We start from the raw sequence: 19,817 nt of genomic DNA on the forward strand, positions 1-19,817 counted from the left end.
GGTGCACTCGGAGGAGTGACGCGATGCACTGTGCATCGGATACATCGTGCATTACGATACACGACGTATCCGCCGTGGTCAGGAGTCCTTGTGTCGTCGTTCCTCTACCGGCTCGGCCGGGCCGCAGCCCGGGCGCGCGTGCTCGTCCTCGCGTTGTGGGTCGTGGTGCTGGCCGCGGCCGGCGGCGCCGCGCTGGCGTTCAACCAGGGCACCGACGACACGTTCGCCATCCCCGGCTCGGAGTCGCAGGACGCGCTCGACCATCTCGGCCGCGTCTTCCCCGAGGTCAGCGGCACGTCCGCGCAGCTGGTGCTGGTCGCCGGGGACGGCGCGAAGGCCGACACCCCGCCGATCCGGGCCGCGGTGGCCGAAGCCGTCACCCGGATCGGGCGGGTCGGCCAGGTCGCCACGGTCGTGAACCCGTTCGATGCGAACGTGCACGGCGCGGTGTCGGGGGACGGCCGGGCCGCGCTCCTCGCCGTGCCGCTGAAGGTGCAGCTCACCGCCGTCGAGCCGGCCACCCGGACACAGCTCGCCGCGATCGCCGCCGACCTCGCGAAGCAGACCGGCACGCAGGTGTACACCGGCGGTGACGCGTTCTCCGACCGGGTGCCGAAGCTCAGTCCCACCGAGGGCATCGGCCTGGTCATCGCGCTGCTCGTGCTGGTGCTGATGTTCCGGTCCCTGATCGCCGCGGTGATGCCGCTGGTGACCGCCGTCCTCGGGGTCGGCTTCGCCGCGGGGCTGATCTACCTGGCCACCCTGGTCACGCCGATCTCGTCGACCGCGCCGATGCTGGCGGTGATGATCGGCCTCGCCGTCGGCATCGACTACGCCCTGTTCCTGCTGTCCCGCCACCGCGACCAGCTCGGCGAAGGGCTCGACGTCGAGGAGTCGATCGCCCGCGCCACCGCCACCGCGGGCTCCGCGGTCATCTTCGCCGGCCTCACCGTCGTCATCGCCCTGCTCGGCCTGGCCGTGGCCGGGATCCCGTTCCTGACCACCATGGGCATCGCCGCCGCGGTCGCGGTCGCCCTCGCCGTCGGCATCGCCGTCACCCTCGTTCCCGCGCTGATGTCCTTCGCGGGCAAGCGGTTGCGGCCGCGCGCCCCGAAACCGAAGCGGCGCCGCCGGAAGCCGCAGGTCGCCCGCTGGTGGGTGCGCACCGCGACGAAGGCGCCCCTGGTCACCGTGCTGGTCGTGGTCGCCGGGCTGGCGATCTGCGCGCTCCCCGCGGCGTCGCTGCGGCTGGCGTTGCCGGACAACGGCACCGAGGAGCACGGCAGCCCCGCGCGTGACACCTACGAGGTCGTCAGCGAGCACTTCGGCCCCGGCTACAACGGCCCGCTGATCGTCACCGCGGACATCATCACCAGCACCGACCCGGTCGGCCTGGTGAACCGGATCGCCGACGAGATCCGGCGGCTGCCCGGCGTGGCCTCGGTGCCGCTGGCCACCCCGAACCCCAAGGGCGACACCGGCATCATCCAGGTCGTCCCGGCGACCGCGCCGGACTCCGTGCAAACCGACGACCTGGTGTCCCGGCTGCGGGGGCAGGAGCAGCACTTCCGCGACGCCTACGGCACGCAGACCGCGGTCACCGGCATCACCGCGGTCGGCATCGACGTCTCCGCCCAGCTCGGCAGCGCCCTGCTGCCGTTCGGGATCCTGGTGGTCGGGCTCTCGCTGATCCTGCTGGCCATGGTGTTCCGCTCGATCTGGGTGCCGATCAAGGCCACCGCCGGCTACCTGCTTTCGGTAGCCGCGGCCTTCGGGGCGACGTCGTTCGTGTTCGTGGAAGGCCACTTCGCGGACGCCCTCGGCGTGACCCACACCGGCAGCGTGATCAGCTTCCTGCCGATCATCCTGATGGGGGTCCTCTTCGGACTCGCGATGGACTACGAAGTGTTCCTCGTCTCGCGGATCCGCGAGGACTACGTCCACTCGGGCGACCCGCACCACGCGATCGAGTCCGGGTTCGTGTCCGCCTCGCGCGTGGTGGTCGCGGCGGCGGTGATCATGTTCGCGGTGTTCGCCGCGTTCGTGCCCGAAGGCAGCGCCACCATCAAACCCATCGCGTTCAGCCTCGCCGTCGGCGTCTTCGTCGACGCCTTCATCGTGCGGATGACCCTGGTGCCCGCGGTGCTGGCGCTGCTGGGCCGCCGCGCCTGGGGCCTGCCGCCGAAGCTCGACCGCGTCCTGCCGGTCTTCGACGCCGAAGGGGACGCGCTGGTGCACGAGCTGCGGCTCGCCGACTGGCCCGCGCCCGGCAGCACCGAGCCGATCAGCGCCCGCGCGCTGCGGCTGGAGGACGACCGCGGCCGTCCGGTCTACGACGGCGTCGACCTCCACCTGCGGCCCGGGGAACTCCTTGTGCTGCACGGCGCGGGCGCGTGCGGCAAGACCGCCTTGCTGTACACGCTCGCCGGGCGCGTCACGAAGTTCACCGGCGACCTCAAGGTGCTCGGCCGGGTCCTGCCCCAGCACACCCACGCCCTGCGCCGCGACGTCGCCGTCGTGTCCTGCCGCGACACCGAGGACCCGGCCCGGGAGATCGCCGCCGCCCGCGACGCCGGGCTCGTGGTCGTCGACGACGTCGACCTCGTGCTGCGCACCGATGTCCGCGACCGGGTCCGCGCCCTGCTCGCCCAGCCGGGGAGCACCACCTTCGTGCTGACCTGCCAGGACCCCGAGCGCATCCGGGACCTGCTGCCCGGGCGGCACACCCGGCTGCACGCCCTCACCGCCGCCCAGCCCGCCGAGGTCTCCTGATGCTCAAGCCGTTTGCCAACTCCGCCCGCGCCCTCGCCTCCGGACCGCTGACCTGGCGGACGTGGGCCGGCCTGATCGCCGTCCCGATCCTCGTCATGGGCCTGCTGACCTGGGCGTTCTGGACGCCGGACACCAACCACGGCAGTGCGAAGGCCGCCGTGGTCAACAACGACGAGCCGGTGCAGGTCAACGGGCAGACCATCCCGCTCGGCCGCCAGCTCGCCGGCGACCTCACCCACAGCGGCGACTCGGCCTACACCTGGGTGCTCACCGACGCCGCCGACGCTGCCGACGGCCTGGCCGACGGCAGCTACGCCGCCACGGTGACGATCCCGCAGGACTTCTCCGCGCGCGCCACCTCGGCCGCCACCGGAAAACCCCTCGACGCCCGGCAGGCCCAGCTGCAGGTGCGGACGTCCGACGCCGCCGGCGTCACCGACCCCGGCCTGGCCGACCACATCGCCCAAGCCACGCAACGGACGTTGAACCAGCAGATCGTCCAGACCTATTTGGACAATGTGTACGTCGGCTTCACGACCCTCCACCAGCAGGTCGGCAAGGCCGCGGACGGCGCGGCACAGCTCGCCGACGGGACCCGGCAGCTGTCCGATGCCGCGGCACAGCTGGCCGACGGCGCCGACCGGCTCGCGGACGGGACCGCGCAGCTCGCCACCGGCTCCGGAAAACTGGCCTCCGGGCTCACCCAGGCCGAGCGGGACACCGCGCAGCTGCCCACGCTGACCCGGCAGCTGGCCGCCGGTGCCGACCAGGTCGCGGACGGCAACGAGCAGCTCGCCGGCGTTGTCGTGCCGCTGGCGAACCGGATCATCGCCGCGATCGACGCCGTCCCCTCGGCCGGCAGTGCCGCGCAGCAGTTCCGCCGGCTGGCCGGAGAGTGCACCGGCACCGCGGCCTTCTGCGGCGAGCTCCGGCAGGCCGCGGACCGGTTCACCACCGACGCCGGGAAGATCGACGGGGTCAAGGCCGCCATCCGTGCCAACGCCGTCAAGACGCGCGATTCGGTCCAGGCTCTGGCAACCGGCGCCCGCAAGGTCGCCGACGGCACCGCCCAGCTGGCCGGGAAGTCCCGGGAGCTGGCCGCCGGGATCGCGTCCGCCGCCGGTGGCGCGAGGCAGCTCGACACCGGCGTCCGGCAAGCGGATTCGGGTGCGCGGAAGCTCGCTTCGGGGGCCGGGCAGCTGAAGGACGGCGTCACCAAGGTCGATTCCGGCGCGCACGAGCTCGCGGGTCAGCTCGACCAGGGTCGTGACCAGGTGCCGTCGTACACCGACGCCGAACGCGCGCACCTGAAGACCGTCGCCGCCGACCCGAGCACCGCGACGACCGACGGCACCCCGGTCGGCACCCTGGCGCTGACGTTGTTCGCGGCGCTGGCCCTGTGGGCGCTGGCGCTGGCCACCTACCTCGTCACCCGGGCCGTGCCGGACGCCGTGCTGACCGCCCGGGAACCCACCTGGCGCATCATCCTGCGCGCCGCCTTGCCCGGGGCGACCGCGGCCGCGCTCGCGGCGGTCGCCATCACCGCCATCGCCGTCCCCGTGCTGAAGCTCGGGTTCGCGGGCAGCATCGGGTTCCTGCTGATCGCGCTGCTGGCCGTGGTCGACGTCCCGATGCTGCTCGACGCCATCGCCGAGGTGCGCGCTTCGCACCTCGACCGGGCGGTCGTCGAGTACGCCGCACGCCTCGCCGGGGCGACCCGCGAACACGCGGCGGTGCGCTTCGGCGTGAGCCCGCGCGGGAGCATCGCGCTGGTGCGCGCCGCCCAGGCCATGGCCGCCACCGAAGGCCGCGGGTTCGTCACGCCGGACGACCTCAAGGATGTGGCCGTGCCGGTCTTCGCTCACCGGCTGGTGCTCACCGCCGAGGCCGAGCTCGGCCGGCTCGCCGCCGCCGACGTCGTGGCCGAGGTCCTGGCCACGACGCCGGCTCCGGCGATGAACCACGCGGGCCGCTGACCCGTGCGGCCGACCCCGCGCGGTGTCGCCGTCCTCGTGGTGTCCGTGGTGCTGGTCGCCGCGGGCGAGTGGGCGGGGTACCCGCTGCTGCGCGTGCTCGGCGCGATCGGCTTCGGCGCCGTGCCGGCGGCCCTCGCCGTCACCGCCCGCGGCCCGCGGGTGGCGGTGTCCCGGGTCGTCTACCCCGACCGGGTCGAGCGAGGCCGTCCGGCCTTGGCGAAGCTGCGGGTCCGCAATGTCGCCGGCCGGCCTCAGCCCGGCCTGTCCGCGTGGGACCACGCCGGCGGGCGGACCCGGACGGTCCACGTGCAGGCGCTGGCCGAGGGGGCGGAAGCGACGTACCGGTACGAGCTTCCGACCGGGACCCGCGGGCTGATGACCGTCGGGCCGCTGACGCTGCAGCGCGCCGATCCCTTCGGGCTCGCCCGCAACCGGCATCCGGCGGGCGAGGCCGTCGCGCTGTGGGTGCACCCGCGCACGTACCCGGCGCGCGCCCTGATCGGCGGCTTCCCCCGGCACCACCACGACGGCGCCACCACCGACGACTCGTTGCGGGGCTCACTCGACCTGCGTGACGTCCGCGAGTACCAGCCCGGTGACGAAATCCGGCACCTGCACTGGAAAGCGACCGCCCGGACCGGCCGGATGATGGTCCGCGACTACGCCGACCCGCAGCAGCCGCGTTTCACCCTCCTGCTCGACACCCGCGGCGACGTGCTGCCGCCGGCCGGTTTCGAGGAAGCCGTCGATCTCGCGGCTTCCCTGCTCGCTGCGTCCGCCAAGGCCGGGCACCACAGCAGGCTGGTCACCTCGGGCGGCGTCGACCTCGCGACCTCCGGCGGCCCGCTCGCCGTCAGGCACCTGCTCGACGAGCTGTGCCAGGTACGCCAGGACTCCGGCGCCGAGCAGGCGCTCGTACCGGGCGGGTTGTCCGCCGTCCGGCACCAGGGTGGCTGCCTGACCGTGGTGACGGCGGATGCGGGCGGGCTCGGTGGCTTGGCCGGTCTGCGGGCGCGGTATTCGTCGTTCTTCGTGCTGGCTCTGGGTTCCGCCGGTGTCCCGCCGGTGATTCCGGGCGCGCGGGTGCTCGGCGCCGACAGCGCCGCGAACGCCGTGCGCCGGTGGAACGAGGTGGTGTGATGCCCGGCCGGTCCAGCGTGCTGTGCGTGGTGCTCGCGGCCGTCGTCGCGGGCTCGTTCTTCGTGCCGGTGTTCGGGGTGGCGGCGTTGCTCGCGCCGCTTCTGGTACCCGCGGTGGTGCTGGTCGGTGTCGACCGGCTGTGCGCGCGTACCGAGGTGCTCGCCGCGTGGCGTCCGCTGCTGCTCCTGGTGGCCGGGCTGCTCGCGGTCGTCGAGACCGTGCTCTTTCCGACGACGGCAGCCGGGCTGCCGACCGGCGAGACGGTGTCCGCGCTCGTGTCCGGGATCACCGAGTCCGGGCAGCTGACCCTGCAGTCGACCTGGCCCGCGCGGCCGTCGCCGGAGCAGCTGCTGTTCGTCCCGTTGCTGGTCGTGCCGGCCGGGGTGCTCGGGATCGAACTGGTGCTGCGCTTGCGGAAGCCGTTGGTGGCGCTGATCCCGAGTCTCGCGGTGGTCGCCGTGAGCCAGCTTTACGTGGCGCTGGCCGGACTCGCGGCCGTGGCCGCCGGGCTCGGATACGCGGCGGTCGCGGGAGCGTTGTTCGCGGTGACCCGTCCCGGTGCCGAGACGCCGGCGAGCCGTGCTCGCGTCGCGCCGGGGGTGCCGGTGGTGCTGCTCGGACTCGCCGCGGCGGTCGCGGCGGGACTGCTGCTTCCGGGCCCGGGCCGGGCGTATTCGCTGAAGCAGGACCAGCCGGCGCCGGTGCGCGGACGCGTGGCCGGGCCGTTGGACGACATCGCCAACCGGCTGGAGCACCCCGGTGTGCCGCTGTTCTCCGTCCGCGGCGACGCGCGTCCCGACCGGTGGCCGCTGGTCGTGCTCGACACCTTCGACGGCGTCAACTGGAGCCCGGGCAGCCACTACCGGCGGCTCGGGACGGAGCTGCCGCCGAGCGCGTCGGTGAGCGTGCCCTCGCGGCAGCGGACGGCGACCATCCGGCTCGACGGTCTCGGCGGACCGTGGCTGCCCAGCCAGACCTGGCCGGCTGCCGTCAGCGGAGCCGAGCCGCTGATCGAGGAGGCGCAGGGCTCGCTGTGGCTGCCGCACCCCACCGGCGAGTACCGGCTGAGCTGGTGGGAACCGCAGGTCCCGGCCGCCGACCTCGCGGCCGCCGCGATCGACCAGCGGGCGGCGGGCGGGCTCGGCGCGATCGGGGAGGTCCCCGCGGACGTCGAGACGATGGCCCGCACGGTCGTCGGCGGCCTGAGCCCGAGTTTCCGGGCGGCGCTCGCGCTCGAGCGGTTCCTCCGCGAGGGCTACCGCACCGCCGCCGGGCCGGACCTGCCGAGCGGCCACGCCTGGCCCCAGCTGCGGAAGTTCCTGTTCGAGACCCGGCGGGGAACCAGCGAGCAGTTCGCGGCGGCGTACGTCGCGCTCGCCCGGATCGTCGGCATCCCGGCCCGCCTGGTCGTCGGCTTCCGCGGCCCGGCCGCCGGCGGCGGCACCGTCCGCAACGGTGACGTCATGGCCTGGCCCGAGGTGGCGGTCGCCGGCGTCGGCTGGGTGCCACTGGATCCGACCGGAGCCACCGGCGCCGGTGGGCCCACCGGTCTTTCCGGCGCCACCGCGCAGGCCCGGGCCCAGCTGCCTCCGCCGACCCAGCTGCGCGACGCCCCGGTCGCACCGGCCAAGGGCACCGGCGGCACGGGTGACGCGGACACCGCAGATCGGTCGTTCCCGGTGCTCTGGATCCTCGCCGGACCGGCAGCGCTGTTGCCGGCCGGGCTCATGGGAGTTCCGATGGCCAAGTTCGTCCGGGCCCGGCGACGACGGCGCAGGCCGGGCGCGGCCGCGGTGCTCGGCGCCTGGCTCGAGGTCCGCGACCGCCTCCGCGACCACAGCATCCCGTGGACGGCCGGGATGACGGCCCGCGACCTGGCGGCGGCCGCCCATGGGATCGGCAGCCCCTCCATTGTGGACGGAATACGCGCATTGGGCATGACGGTGGACCAGGCCCTGTGGTCGGGCAACGACCCCGGAACGCAAGAAGGCCACCAGGCCTGGACCGCGGTCGACACGGTCCGCCGCGGTCTGGCCGGCCGCGGCCTGCGCGTGCGCCTGCGCGCAGCCCTCGACCCCCGCACGCTCGTGACCGGCGTTCAAGCCCGTTCCACCACCATGCGGTGAGCGCCGCGCTTCCGGCCGGTCGCAGAGGGGTTGCCTTTCAAGAAGGGAAAGCGATCCGCTCCGGCAGCCGGGCCGCGAGGTGGGTGATCAGCGCGCTGGTCCGCCGCGGCACGTGGACGTCGTCGCCCAGGAGGGCGTAGATGTCGGCGGGCGGGGTCGGCACGCCGGGCAGCACCCGCACCAGGGCGCCGCTGTCCAGGTGCGCTCGGACCTGCCACTCGGACCGCATGACGATCCCGCGACCCCGCAGTGCCCAGTCGGTCACGATGTCGCCGTCGTTGCTCGACAGGCTGCCGTGCACCCGCACCTGACGCGGCTGTGCGGCCCCGCCGAATCGCCATACCGCGAAGTCGCCCTCGTTCTCCCGCAGCACGATGCAGTCGTGCCCGGCCAGGTCTTCGATCCGTTCGGGCGTCCCGCGACGGTCCAAGTAGGACGGTGCCGCGCACGGCACCCGGCGGTTGCGCGCCAGCCGGCGCATCCGCAGCGTGGAATCCGGCGGCGCGCCGACGTGCACGGCCAGGTCGAACTCGCGCCGGTGCGGCCGTAGCGGCAGCGCCGAGGTGTGGAGCCGGACGCGCACCCGCGGGTGCCGCGCGGTGAACTCGCCGACCAGCGGTGCGACGTGCGCCCGGCCGAGCCCGAGCGTCGCCTGGACCACGATCGAGCCCGTCAGGTCGCCGGAGCCGTGGCTGACCAGGTCGTCGAGCTCGCGCACCTGGTCGAGGATCGCCTCGACGCGCGAGGCGTAGAGCCGGCCTTCGGGCGTCAGCGTCAGCCGCCGCGCACCGCGGTGCACCAGCCGGACGTCGAGGCGCTGTTCCAGGGCTTTCAGGCGCTTGCTGACCACCGGCAGCGAGACGTCCAGCTCGCGCGCGGCGGCCGTGAGCGTCTCGCTGACGGCGACCACGTGGAAGAAGGCGAGGTCGTCCAATCTTTCCATGGTGGAAAGGATAGGTTGCCGCCCGCGACCTTGCCGGGGCGCCCGGCGACCGCCCACAGTGGAGAGACCCGACAACGAGGAGCGTCTCGTGAACCACCGCATCGCGGTCATCCCCGGCGACGGCATCGGGCGCGAGGTCGTCCCGGAAGGCTTGCGCTGCCTGCGCGCCGCGGCCGAAGTCCACGGCTTCGGTCTCGAGATCACCGAGTTCGGCTTCGCCTCCGCCGCGTACTGGCTGGAGCACGGCGAGATGCTGCCGCCGGACTGGCAGGACGTCCTCGCCGGCTTCGACGCGATCTTCTTCGGCGCGGTCGGGTGGCCGGACGTCGTGCCCGACCACGTGTCGCTGTGGGGCAGCCTGCTGAAGTTCCGCCGCGGCTTCGACCAGTACGTCAACCTGCGGCCGGTCCGGCTGCTGCGCGGCGTGCGCGCCCCGCTGCGCGGCCACGGGCCCGGCGACATCGACTTCCTCGTCGTCCGGGAGAACACCGAAGGCGAGTACTCCAGCATCGGCGGCCGCATCTTCGAGGGCACCGAACGCGAGACCGTGCTGCAGGAGACGGTGATGACCCGCGTCGGCGTCGACCGCGTGCTGCGCTACGCCTTCGACCTCGCCGCCACCCGGCCGCGCAAGCAGCTGACCTGGGCGACCAAGAGCAACGGTATCTCGATCTCGATGCCCTACTGGGACGAGCGCGCGGCCGCGATGGCCGCCCGCTACCCGGACGTCGCCGCGGACAAAGACCACATCGACATCCTCGCCGCCAAGTTCGTGCTCAGCCCGGCGGAGTACGACGTCGTCGTGGCCAGCAACCTCTTCGGCGACATCCTCTCCGACCTCGGGCCCGCGTGCACCGGCACGATCGGCATCGCCCCGAGCGCCAACATCAACCCCGAGCGCACCTGGCCGAGCCTGTTCGAGCCGGTCCACGGCTCGGCCCCCGACATCGCCGGGCGCGGGATCGCCAACCCCGTCGGCCAGATCTGGAGCGGCGCGATGATGCTCGACCACCTCGGCGAGCCCGAAGCGGCCGCCCGGGTCGTCGCCGCGATCGAAAGCGTGCTCGACGAACAGCCGGCCGTGCTCACCCCCGACCTCGGCGGCGCGGGAACGACCGAGGCGCTCGGCACGGCGATCGCCGAGCGGATCGCCGTCGGGAACCGGGTATCGGCGTGAGCGGCTTCGACCCGATCGGCCTGGAGGTCCCCTGGGACCGGCTCGCCGCTGCGCACGCGTCCTCGACGATCATCCGCGAGTCCAATGACTACACGGTCGTCCTGGGGGCCGGGCTGCCGCGTCGGCGACGACCTGACGCTCTTCGTGGACGTCGGGTGCGGCCTCAGGAGCCCGCGAGCAGGTCGGCGAGCCCGCCGCGGGCGTCTTCGAGCACGATCGCCTCGGCCGCCGCCGAGTCGCCGGCGCGCAGGGCCTGCACGAGCCGGCGATGGCCGGCGTAGCGGTCCAGCCCGAACGTTTCGTCCACGCTGGCGCGTTCGAGCACCCGCGCGCGCCGCTCCGGGCGGGAGAACACCCGGGTCTGGTCGAGGAGGCGGACGAGCACCGGGTTGCCGGCGCACGCTTCGACGAGGGCGTTGAAGCGCTGCATGGCGTCGAAGAGCCGGCCGACGTGCTTCTCGACGTCCTGGCCGGACTCGTGGCGCTGCTTGACCAGGATGAGCAGGTCGTCGGCCTCGTCGAGGATCGCGTCGAGCCCGGCCAGCTGCTCGGGCGTCGCGTGCCGCGCGGCGAAGCGGGCCACCATGCCGCGCAGGCCGACCTCGACCTCGGCGAGGTCCTGGACGGCGACACCGCCGAACATCGCCACCTTGACCGTCCGCGGGCCGGACCGTTCGAGGAGGCCGTCCTGTTCGAGGCGCCGGATGGCTTCGCGCACCGGCGTCGGGCTGACCGACAGCTGCTCGGCGAACCCGCGCTCGGTGACCTTCTGGCCGGGGCGCAGCTCGCCGGTGCTGATCGCGTCCCGGATCGCGCGGTACACACGGTCGGCCAGCGTGTCGGTGGTCAGTGCTTCACCCAGCATGAGTCCGAGTCTACGGCAAAAGCACTTTGCTACTCTTGACCGTCTTGCTATAGCAAAAGTACGGTGGCGGGCATGGTCAAGGGAAGGGGCCGACGATGACGTTGACCACCCCGCGCGTCCGGACGGGACGCATCACGTTCTTCGTGGCTCTGGCGGTCTTCGCGCAGGAGTCGACGTGGAACCTCTACGACTCGCAGGTCCCGCCGCTGCTGCGCGAGCACGTCGGCAGCGCCGCGCTCATCGGCGCGCTGATGGGCATGGACAACCTGCTCGGCATCTTCATCCAGCCGTGGATGGGCAACCGCTCCGACGGGACCCGGACCGCGTGGGGCCGGCGCATCCCGTACCTGGTCGTCGGCATGCCGGTGGCGGCCGTGCTGTTCGTGGCCATCCCGCACGCCGCGGTCTCGCCGCCGCTGCTGGTCCTGGTCATGTTCAGTTACGCGCTCGTCGCGAATTCGTTCAAACCGATCGCCGAATCCCTGCTCCCGGACTACATCGGCCCCGAGCGGCGCAGCCGCGCCAACGCCGCGGTGAAGATCGCCTCCAGCATCACGGTGATCGTCGCCGCGCTGATCAGCATCTTCCTCATCGACGACTTCCCGAAGCTGTCCTTCGCGATCCCGGCCGTCCTGATGCTGGTGTCGGTGGGCGTGCTCGCCTGGCGGGTGCGCGACAGCAAGTCCCCGGCGTACCAGGCGGCGCTCGAAGAGGACCGCGCCGGGCACACCGGGAACGCGCCCCGCGTGCGGATGCGGGACGTCCTGCTGGACCTCGTGCGCGCCACCGACCGCAGCCGGCTATTGGTCATCGCGGCGGTGCTCGCGTTCGGCAGCGCGTGGTTCGCGTCGCGCTCGCTCATCACCAACTACGGCATGGAAGCGCTGGGCATGTCCCGCGGCGACGCCGGTGGTCTCACCCTCCCCAGTGGACTCGCGTTCATCGCGGCCGCCTACCCGGTCGCCCTGTTCGCCGAACGCTTCGGCCGCCTGCGGGTGATCCTGATCGGGATGGCCGTGTTCGCGGCGGCGATGGTGCTCGGCACCCTCGTGCGGACACCGGCCGGCACGATCGCCGCGATGTGCGTCGCGGCCGCGGGCGCGTCGGCGTTCATGGTCAACATGGCGGTGGTCCTGTGGAACCTGGCGCCTTCGGCCCGGGTGCTCGGGACCTACACCGGGCTGTACACCGTCGGCTGGGCCGGCGGTGGGTTCCTCGGGCCGGCCCTGGTCGGCGGCATGGTCGACGTGACCGGGTGGCCGTTCCTGCTGCTGGACATCGCGGTCGTCACCGCGGTCGCGGTGCTCCTGGTGGCGCGCGTGGCCCAGCTGCAGCGCCGCCGGACCGACGGGCTGGCCCTGTGAAGCGCGTCCTGATCACCACCGACTACCTGCGTCCCGGCGACGAGGTGGACGTCTACCTGCGCGAGGCCGGGCTGGACACCGTGCACTCGCCGATGACCGGCAAGCGCGACCCCGAACAGCTGGTGGCCGCGCTCGAGAGGATCGACGCGGCGCTGGTGGCCAACGAGCCGCTGACCGCCGGCGTCCTGGCGCGGGCGCCGCGGCTGCGGGTCGTCGTCCGGACGGGCGTGGGGTACGACTCGATCGACGTCGAAGCCGCGGCCCGGCAGGGGATCAGCGTCAGCAACCTGCCCGGCGTCAACGCGAACGCCGTCGCCGAGTACACCTTCGGGCTGCTGCTCGCCGGGGCGCGGCGGCTCGTGCAGTCGGCGTCCGGCGTGACGCGGGGGGAGTGGCCGCGCGAGGACGGGCACGAGCTGCGCGGGTCGACGCTCGGACTCATCGGATACGGCGCGGCGGCGCGGGCGGTGGTGCCGTTGGCCCGCGCGTTCGGGATGACCGTCGTCTGCGCCACCGGGGTGCGGGACCCGGACGTCCGGGGCATCGAGCTGTCCGAGCTGCTGTCCACTTCGGACTACGTGTCGGTGCACACGGCACTGACCGACCGGACCCGCGGACTGCTGGACGCCTTGGCGTTCAAGCGGATGAAGCCGACCGCTTTCCTGGTCAACACCGCGCGCGGGGCGATCGTCGACGAAGAGGCGCTCGTGGCTGCGGTGCGGTCCGGCGAGATCGCGGGCGCGGCACTCGACGTCGTCGGCGAAGAGCCGTTGCCGGCGGACAGCCCGCTGCGGGGCGTGGACGGGATCGTCGTCTACTCGCACCTGGCCGGGCAGACCGCCGAAGCGCGCCGGGCCGCCGGCCTGCGCGGAGCCGAAGAACTGGTCGCGGCCCTGGACGGCCGGGCCCGGCACGTGGTGAACGGAGAGAAGTGAGGGACATGGAGAAAGTGCGTGTGCTGGCCCCGAGCGGCATGCTCGGGGCGGGCTGGGACCACGCGACGGTCGAGCGCGGCATCGCCCTGGGCGCCGACGTCATCAGCATCGACGGCGGGTCCACGGACTCGGGTCCGTACTACCTCGGGGCCGCGACGGCCAAGACGACCGCCAAGGCCGTGGCGCGTGATCTGCGCAGCCTGTTCACCGCCGCCGCGGGCGCCGGCATCCCGGTGATCGTGGGCTCGTGCGGGACGAGCGGGACCGACACCGGCGTCGACTGGGTCGCCGGGATCGCCGCGGAGGTGCTCGCGGAGGAGGGCCTGGACCTCAAGGTCGCGAAGATCTACAGCGAGCAGGACGCGGCCGCGCTGAAGGAACACCTCGACGCGGGTCGCGTGCACCCGTTGCCGCCCTTGGGAGAGCTCGCCGCGGAAACCCTCGAAAGCTGCACGCACATCGTCGGCGCGATGGGGCACGAGCCGATCGTCGAGGCGCTGCGCGCGGGTGCCCAGGTCGTCCTGGCCGGCCGCGCGACCGACACGGCGGTCGCGGCGGCCTACCCGCTGATGATGGGCATGCCGGCCGGGCCGACGTGGCACGCGGCCAAGATCGTCGAGTGCGGCGGCCAGTGCACCGACAACCCGCGCGCGGGCGGCGTCCTGGCCACCATCGACGCCGACGGCTTCACCATCGAACCCCTCGACCCGGGGGCGGCCTGCACCCCGATCCTGGTGGCCGCGCACATGCTGTACGAGACAGCGGACCCGTTCGAGATGCGCGAACCCGACGGCACGCTCGACGTCCGCGACGCGGTGTACACGGCCGTCGACGACCGCACCGTCCGCGTCACCGGCTCCCGGTTCCACGTCGCCGACCAGTACACGATCAAGCTGGAGGGCGCCCGGATCAGCGGGTACGAGACGATGTCGTTCTCGGCGATCCGCGACCCCCTGGTCCTGGCCGGCATCGACGAGTGGGCGGCGCTGATGCGCACGCTGATCACCCAGCGGGTGAGCGGGACACTGGGCCTGGCCGGCGACGAGTACGCGTTCGACCTCCGGCTGTACGGCCACAACGCGGTGCTGGGCGAGCTCGAACCCGAAACCGGGCCACCGCGCGAGGTCGGCGTGATGCTCCTGGTCAACGCCCCCGACCAGCCGACGGCGACGGCGGTGGCCAAGATCGCCAACCCGCTGATGCTGCACCTGCCGACCCCGGCGATGGACTACCTGCCGAGTTTCGCGTTCCCGTCGTCCCCCGCCGAGGTCGAGCGCGGGGCGGCGTACGAGTTCGTGCTCAACCACGTGGTCGACTGCGCGCCCCTGGACCTGTTCCGGCTCGAGTTCGAGGAGAAAACCGGTGTCTGACACCACTTTGGCGGACCTGGCCCACGAAGTCCGGTCGAAGAACGCGGGCCCGTTCTGGGTGACGATGGAGCTGTTCCTGCGCGACGCCGACGGCTACCGGGTGGCGGCGGACGAGACGTTCCTGAACGAGCGCGTGATCGCAGCGCTGTACCGGGTGGACGAAGGGTCGATCCGGATCTTCCGGATCCCGTCGCTGAACGTCGTGAAGATCTCGTTCCCGCGGCCGGTGGGCCAGGGGTCGGTGCGGGACCGGGACATGCACGCGGGCCAGCACCACGTACCCCTGGCGCGGCTGCTGGTGCCGACCGGCCGAGGAAACCGCACTCCGTGATCCGCGTCGAAGACCTGCCGCCGGAGCACCCCGGCCGCCGGCTGCTCACCAAGCGCACCCCGTTCTTCGCGGCACCGAACGAGCCGCGCTGCAGTTACTGCGCCTACATCCCGACGAGCTGGACGCCGGAGGCGGAGCTGCCCGTCCTGGTGGCCGTGCACGGCACCGGCCGCAGCGTCGGCGAACTGCGGGAGGGGCTCATCCCCTTCGCCGAACAGCACCGGGTCATCGTCGTGACCCCGCTGTTCCCGGTCGGCATCGACGACCCCGACGACGTGCACGACTACAAGCTGATCGACGCCCACGGGATCAGGTTCGACGTGGTGCTGCTGGACATCCTGGAGCAGGTCCGGGTCCGCTGGAACGCGCGCGTCGAAAAAGTATTGCTGTGCGGACATTCCGGCGGCGGCCAGTTCGCCCACCGCTTCCTGTACCTCCACCCGGACCGAGTAATCGCCGCCGCGGTCGGCGCACCGGGCGGCGTGACCCTGCTCGACGACTCACTCGCTTGGCCGGAGGGCATCGCCGACACCCGGCAGCGGTTCGGGATCCCCGTGGACCCGGCCGCGATCGCCCGGATCCCGGTCCTCCTGGTCATCGGAGGCGACGACGACGGCCGAGCCGACTTGGCCGCCATGGGCGATGACGGCCACAGCCGCCCGGAGCAACTCGACAGCCTGGCGGCAACTCTGACCCGGCACGGCACGGCGGTCCAGCAGATCGTGGTCCCGGGAGTAGGCCACAGCGCCGCGGGAACACGACCGCCGATCATCAGGTTCTTCACCGGCTTGCTGCCCGGATGAGCCAGTTCACGGATGAGAAGACTCTCGACTGGGCGGACTGACGGCCGGGAAGCTCCGGACACCGCCAGCCAAACGACAGCGGCCCCTGCCCAGGTTCTGCCTGGTCAGGGGCCGTTTTCTCCAGGTGATCGCCAGTGCCCCCGGTGAGATTCGAACTCACACTGGACGGGTTTTGAACGGATCGTGGAAGTTGCCTCAGACCTGCGCTTGGCTGGGCATGCAACCGCTGCTGGGGGGAGACTGGGGGGTAGGGATGCTCCAGAGTGTCGTTCGGAAGCAGTGTCGCTGTGCTGAGCTGTCGGGCGCTAGTCCCCGACACGCCGTTGCGACGTGCCAGAGCTTGCAGGACTGTGCAGTAAGTTCGTAACGTGACTCGGCGTGTCGGTCGCAGGGCGTCCCGTTCCGGCAGTAGGCTCCGACCCAAGGTCTTGTCTACGCCGACGGAGCCTACTGCCGGAACGGGACGCCGCGCGTTATACCTGGTCAGAGCCTTGCATGCAACTATGGCTTGCATGCGGAGAGCAACCGACGTAGCATCTATGTTACGTTGTACCGAGTGAGTCTGAGCAGGCTCCAGAGCGGTGAGAGTTGGCCGGGAAGAGGAGGACAGTCCATGGGTGCTGCACCGACGACTTTCTGGGACGACCTGGCCGAAGACCTGAAGGACCCGGAGTTTCTGCGAGCCTACGTGGTTGAGAGTCTTCGAATCGAGACTATCAACCGTCTGGTTAACGAGCTGGACAAGGCGCGCGACGAGCTGGACATGTCAAAGGCTGACTTGGCACGGGCGATCAGTGCTGAGCCTGCGGTCGTGCGCAGGTTGCTTTCGGCCGGCCATCGGAACCCTACGATTGGTACCGTGGCTGAGGTGGCTGCAGCTCTTGGAATGCGCGTCACTCTTGAGCCGCTACCGCCCGAGGAAATCGCTCAAGTGACGGAACCCCTCCACAGGGGTGTAAGTGACAATCCGGCGGAGTTGGCTAAGTCAATGCATGAGAAGCGAAGCTCTGCGCGGGAGCTGTGCGCTAGCTAGGCTCAATCAGGCAAGCGACCGAGGATTACGGCTCTTGTACTCCTCGCCAAGTGCTCGAATCTCAGCGTAGTCTGCTGGTGAGAGCGTAGTTTGGAAAGGCTTGTCGCGGCCGTCAATCACTACTAAGAGCGGCTTGTCCATGCCTTTGGCCTCGTAGTCGAGCAGGCAGTACAGGCGGTAGTGATGGCGGCGGCGGCCGTCCTTCCTTGCTTCGTACCATCCCGTCATGTCACCCTTCATTGCTTCCCAGTAGCCGCCTCCAGAGAAGCGCATAGGTGGCGCTGCGGCGACGTCTGCCAACACAGCTCTCAACGTCGCGCGAACGGGGGCGGGGCAAGTCGAATTCAGGAAGTCGCGGCCTGGGGCTGACTCGGTTGCGTCGTCGTCGCGGTGACGCTTGAAGTAGACGACGTCGTGAACGTCTTCCGGGCTGGGGCCGGTTCGCGGTACCGCCGTCTTCCTGGGTTTCTGCCTTGCGTTCACTCCCTAATAGTACTGGACAGCAGTCCGAACAGGTCGAACGACGCGCTGTGTGGCGAGCTAAGATTTGTGGCCACATGAGGTTGACTGTCAGATTCAAACAACGTCATATTTGGGTTGAGATCAATTTTCCGCTGGCTGCATTCGTGGGAATTTGACCAGCGAGAAAGGCTTTGACCTGCTCTACGGCGACGGCGTAGCAGAGTGCATTGGTTCCTGGCACTGTGCGGGCGGAATGTGGGCTGATGATGACGCCCTGGCAAGACCACAACGGGTGGTCTTGGGGAAGAGGCTCCGGCTCTGTGACGTCAAGCGCGGCGCGCAAACGCCCCGATTGCGCTTCAGTCGTTAGCGCCTCTGTGTCTACGATCTTGCCGCGCCCGGCATTGATGAGCAGTGCCCCGTCATCCATGGCCGCAAGGAAGTCGCTGTTGACCAAGTTTCGGGTCTTGTCATTCAGTGGAGCGGTGATCACCACGATGTGGTGCCCTCCGATGAGGCCCGAGACCTCAGGCGCTGCATGGACTCCGCGTCTGCTCGTGCTTGCAACGAGAGTGGACTCCGTGCCGAAGGCTGCGAACAGCCGTGCGACGGCTGAGCCAATGCTGCCCGCGCCGACAATCAGGGCCCGCTTGCCGTGGAGCGTGTCAGCGGCGAACTTGCGGTGGGCCCATGTGTGCTCGTCTTGAAACCGCACTAGTGCTGGCCATTGCCGGTACTGGGCCAGCGCGGCAGACAGCACCCATTCAGAGACCGGCCCGGCGTGTGCCCCTCGGGAGCCAGCGAGGACGACGCCGTCCGGGACTTCGTTGGCCCACTCATCCGTGCCGGCCGCCGTGAGTTGGACCATCCGGAGGTTGGGCATCTGTCCCATCAGCGCCATAGGGCGGTTGGTACCCCGGTAGGGCGGCACGAAGATCTCAGCTTGCCGCTGCTGCTCGTCCAAGCTCGTGGTCGTGGGGTCGTATGGGATCACTTCAACGGCGTCGAGCTGGTTGAACAGTCCATGGGCTACCAGGTCGTCCGTCTCGTTGCTGACGAGGATGCGAGTTGTCACTGCTGTTCTGTGTCCTTGCTCAGCAGGGAGCTGACAAGGCTCCGTGCCTGGTCCTGGAGGGGCTTGCTGGATGCCGAGTTGTCGATGACGACATGGGGAGCGGGTGGTCGCAACTCGAGGTCGATACCAGCGATGTAGTCGTCCCAGTTGGCGAGCTTCTTGGCATCGCGCGCGGCGCCGCGGTGGCGGACGTACGTGTGCATCGTGTCCGCGTCGCAGAAAACCCAGGCGAACGAGACCTTGGCGCCCATCGCCGCGCATGTGGCCTGGATTCGTTCGGTCCATGCTGGGTCGGAGAACTCCTTGACGAACGGCGCGGTCACGATCGCGCTGTTGCCGCACTGGACGTTCTCTGTCATGGCGCTGATCAGCGCCTCGTACTCGCGTGGCCGGATCTTGTTGACGTACAAGTCGGACTCGCGGTCGTTGGGGGAGAGCCCGAGCAATTCCAGGGCTGCTTCGACGACGGGCCGGGTCAGGGTGTCCTTGTCGAGCATCGGCCAGCCGGTTTCACGGGCGACGATGCGGCCAAGTTCTGTCTTGCCGCTGCCGGCGTAGCCGCCGACCACCAGGACTTGGGGTGAGCTCAGCTTGGGGCGCGCCTCTGCGGTCACGTGCGGCGCATTCACGACCCGGCCGGCGCGCGGCTTGCTGGTGATGAGCCCCTCCTTGATCAGGACGTCCATCGCTTCGTTGATTGTGAACGGGCTGACGTTCCACTCGCTAGCGAGCTCGCGAGTCGACGGCAGCGGCTGACCGTCGCGAAGGCGGCCAGCCTCGATGTCGTTCCGAATGTTGCGGGCAACCTGCTGGTGCAGCGGTTCGGACCGCCGGACTCCAGAGCGCGGCCGAGACATCAGGTAGCTCCTTCGTTCGCCGTGGAGACCAACCATCTGGATGGTCAACGGGTCAGACCATACCAGATGACTGGCTGCGTTCTCCCAGTTCAGCGCGTCCCCGCTACTCCATTCGAGTCAATCAGTTGACTGGCAAAAAAACCAACTGTTAGGTTCATGGTGTTCCAGAACACACCCCTCGAAGGGAACATCATGAAGTCCGCACACATCACCAGCCGAATCGTCCAGACCGCTGTTGACGGCGTTGGCGCCGGTCGGGGCCACTGCCCGGACGGCCTGAACGAGTCGGCGATTGACGCGCTGATCGCTGAGGTCGATCAGGAGTTGGCTGCTGCGTCGACGGTGGCGCAGACGCGTACTCGCCACACGTTCACCGACGCGCAGCGCGCCCACCGGACGCGCCGACGGACCGACCGCGCCACGCTGCGGGTGCTGCCCGTACGCCTGGACGCCGCTACGTCCGCACCGAAGGGCGAGGCCGCATGACCGTCCGTCTCGGCTTTCCCGTCGCTCTCGCCGCATTTGGCCCCGACACGGCGGCTCATCCCGCCAAGAACGCGCACGCCGCGTCGGGTCTCCCGATCAACC

At 70.9% G+C, this 19,817-nt stretch carries 17 protein-coding genes and 1 tRNA gene; 12 read left to right on the top strand and 6 right to left on the bottom strand.

What is annotated here, in order from left to right:
* Positions 1-90 precede the first annotated feature (90 nt).
* Genes ACWEVN_RS23945 through ACWEVN_RS23960 form a run of 4 tightly spaced genes read left to right on the top strand, consistent with a single transcriptional unit; the run spans position 91 to position 8,014 of the window.
* Positions 91-2,772: an MMPL family transporter gene (locus ACWEVN_RS23945; protein WP_452052738.1), complete on the top strand. Its 2,682-nt coding sequence runs from the start codon at positions 91-93 to the stop codon at positions 2,770-2,772.
* Complete coding sequence (locus ACWEVN_RS23950; RefSeq protein ID WP_452052739.1) at positions 2,772-4,748, top strand: YhgE/Pip family protein; 1,977 nt, start codon at positions 2,772-2,774, stop codon at positions 4,746-4,748. The genes ACWEVN_RS23945 and ACWEVN_RS23950 overlap by 1 nt, the downstream gene beginning before the upstream one ends.
* A 3-nt stretch (positions 4,749-4,751) precedes the next feature.
* Complete coding sequence (locus ACWEVN_RS23955) at positions 4,752-5,888, top strand: DUF58 domain-containing protein (protein ID WP_452052740.1); 1,137 nt, start codon at positions 4,752-4,754, stop codon at positions 5,886-5,888.
* Positions 5,888-8,014 (top strand): DUF3488 and transglutaminase-like domain-containing protein, encoded by a 2,127-nt coding sequence (locus ACWEVN_RS23960; RefSeq protein WP_452052741.1) that lies wholly within the window; start codon positions 5,888-5,890, stop codon positions 8,012-8,014. The genes ACWEVN_RS23955 and ACWEVN_RS23960 overlap by 1 nt, the downstream gene beginning before the upstream one ends.
* Before the next feature lie 37 nt (positions 8,015-8,051).
* Here the strand turns inward: ACWEVN_RS23960 and ACWEVN_RS23965 are convergent, their stop codons facing one another.
* Positions 8,052-8,957: a LysR family transcriptional regulator gene (locus ACWEVN_RS23965; RefSeq protein ID WP_452052742.1), complete on the bottom strand. Its 906-nt coding sequence runs from the start codon at positions 8,955-8,957 to the stop codon at positions 8,052-8,054.
* Positions 8,958-9,045: 88 nt separating this feature from the next.
* Here ACWEVN_RS23965 and ACWEVN_RS23970 point away from each other — a divergent pair, with 88 nt between their 5' ends.
* On the top strand, positions 9,046-10,134 hold the full coding sequence (locus ACWEVN_RS23970; RefSeq protein ID WP_452052743.1) for a tartrate dehydrogenase: 1,089 nt from the start codon (positions 9,046-9,048) through the stop codon (positions 10,132-10,134).
* A gap of 163 nt (positions 10,135-10,297) precedes the next feature.
* On the opposite strand, the gene ACWEVN_RS23975 is transcribed toward ACWEVN_RS23970, so the two are convergent.
* Positions 10,298-10,999: a GntR family transcriptional regulator gene (locus ACWEVN_RS23975; protein WP_452052744.1), complete on the bottom strand. Its 702-nt coding sequence runs from the start codon at positions 10,997-10,999 to the stop codon at positions 10,298-10,300.
* Between the two features lie 95 nt (positions 11,000-11,094).
* Here ACWEVN_RS23975 and ACWEVN_RS23980 point away from each other — a divergent pair, with 95 nt between their 5' ends.
* Genes ACWEVN_RS23980 through ACWEVN_RS24000 form a run of 5 tightly spaced genes read left to right on the top strand, consistent with a single transcriptional unit; the run spans position 11,095 to position 15,802 of the window.
* Positions 11,095-12,363, top strand: coding sequence for an MFS transporter (locus ACWEVN_RS23980; protein ID WP_452052745.1), 1,269 nt, complete (start codon positions 11,095-11,097; stop codon positions 12,361-12,363).
* Positions 12,360-13,298: a phosphoglycerate dehydrogenase gene (locus ACWEVN_RS23985; protein WP_452052746.1), complete on the top strand. Its 939-nt coding sequence runs from the start codon at positions 12,360-12,362 to the stop codon at positions 13,296-13,298. Before ACWEVN_RS23980 ends, ACWEVN_RS23985 begins: the two co-directional genes overlap by 4 nt.
* Positions 13,299-13,303: 5 nt before the next feature.
* The gene (locus ACWEVN_RS23990; RefSeq protein WP_452052747.1) at positions 13,304-14,668 is read left to right on the top strand and encodes an acyclic terpene utilization AtuA family protein; all 1,365 of its coding nucleotides are present in this window, start codon (positions 13,304-13,306) and stop codon (positions 14,666-14,668) included.
* Entirely contained in the window at positions 14,661-14,999 is a 339-nt protein-coding gene (locus tag ACWEVN_RS23995; protein ID WP_452052748.1) for a DUF4387 domain-containing protein, read from the top strand. The genes ACWEVN_RS23990 and ACWEVN_RS23995 overlap by 8 nt, the downstream gene beginning before the upstream one ends.
* Positions 14,996-15,802 carry an alpha/beta hydrolase gene (locus ACWEVN_RS24000; protein ID WP_452052749.1) on the top strand — a complete coding sequence of 269 codons (807 nt, stop codon included), beginning with the start codon at positions 14,996-14,998 and terminating at the stop codon, positions 15,800-15,802. Before ACWEVN_RS23995 ends, ACWEVN_RS24000 begins: the two co-directional genes overlap by 4 nt.
* 135 nt (positions 15,803-15,937) lie before the next feature.
* Here ACWEVN_RS24000 and ACWEVN_RS24005 read toward each other — a convergent pair.
* Positions 15,938-16,019, bottom strand: a tRNA-Leu gene (locus tag ACWEVN_RS24005).
* Positions 16,020-16,415: 396 nt separating this feature from the next.
* On the opposite strand from ACWEVN_RS24005, the gene ACWEVN_RS24010 reads away from it, so the two are divergent.
* Positions 16,416-16,835: a helix-turn-helix domain-containing protein gene (locus tag ACWEVN_RS24010; RefSeq protein WP_452052750.1), complete on the top strand. Its 420-nt coding sequence runs from the start codon at positions 16,416-16,418 to the stop codon at positions 16,833-16,835.
* Between the two features lie 6 nt (positions 16,836-16,841).
* Here the strand turns inward: ACWEVN_RS24010 and ACWEVN_RS24015 are convergent, their stop codons facing one another.
* The 3 genes from ACWEVN_RS24015 to ACWEVN_RS24025 form a co-directional block, all read right to left on the bottom strand.
* Positions 16,842-17,318, bottom strand: a complete 477-nt coding sequence (locus ACWEVN_RS24015) for a hypothetical protein (protein ID WP_452052751.1) — start codon at positions 17,316-17,318, stop codon at positions 16,842-16,844.
* A 103-nt stretch (positions 17,319-17,421) separates the two neighbouring features.
* Positions 17,422-18,372, bottom strand: a complete 951-nt coding sequence (locus tag ACWEVN_RS24020) for an NAD(P)-dependent oxidoreductase (RefSeq protein WP_452052752.1) — start codon at positions 18,370-18,372, stop codon at positions 17,422-17,424.
* On the bottom strand, positions 18,369-19,277 hold the full coding sequence (locus ACWEVN_RS24025; protein WP_452052753.1) for a GntR family transcriptional regulator: 909 nt from the start codon (positions 19,275-19,277) through the stop codon (positions 18,369-18,371). Before ACWEVN_RS24025 ends, ACWEVN_RS24020 begins: the two co-directional genes overlap by 4 nt.
* A gap of 108 nt (positions 19,278-19,385) precedes the next feature.
* Here ACWEVN_RS24025 and ACWEVN_RS24030 point away from each other — a divergent pair, with 108 nt between their 5' ends.
* Complete coding sequence (locus tag ACWEVN_RS24030) at positions 19,386-19,715, top strand: hypothetical protein (protein ID WP_452052754.1); 330 nt, start codon at positions 19,386-19,388, stop codon at positions 19,713-19,715.
* The last annotated feature ends 102 nt before the right edge of the window (positions 19,716-19,817 follow it).

Source organism: Amycolatopsis sp. NPDC003861, assembly GCF_053605405.1.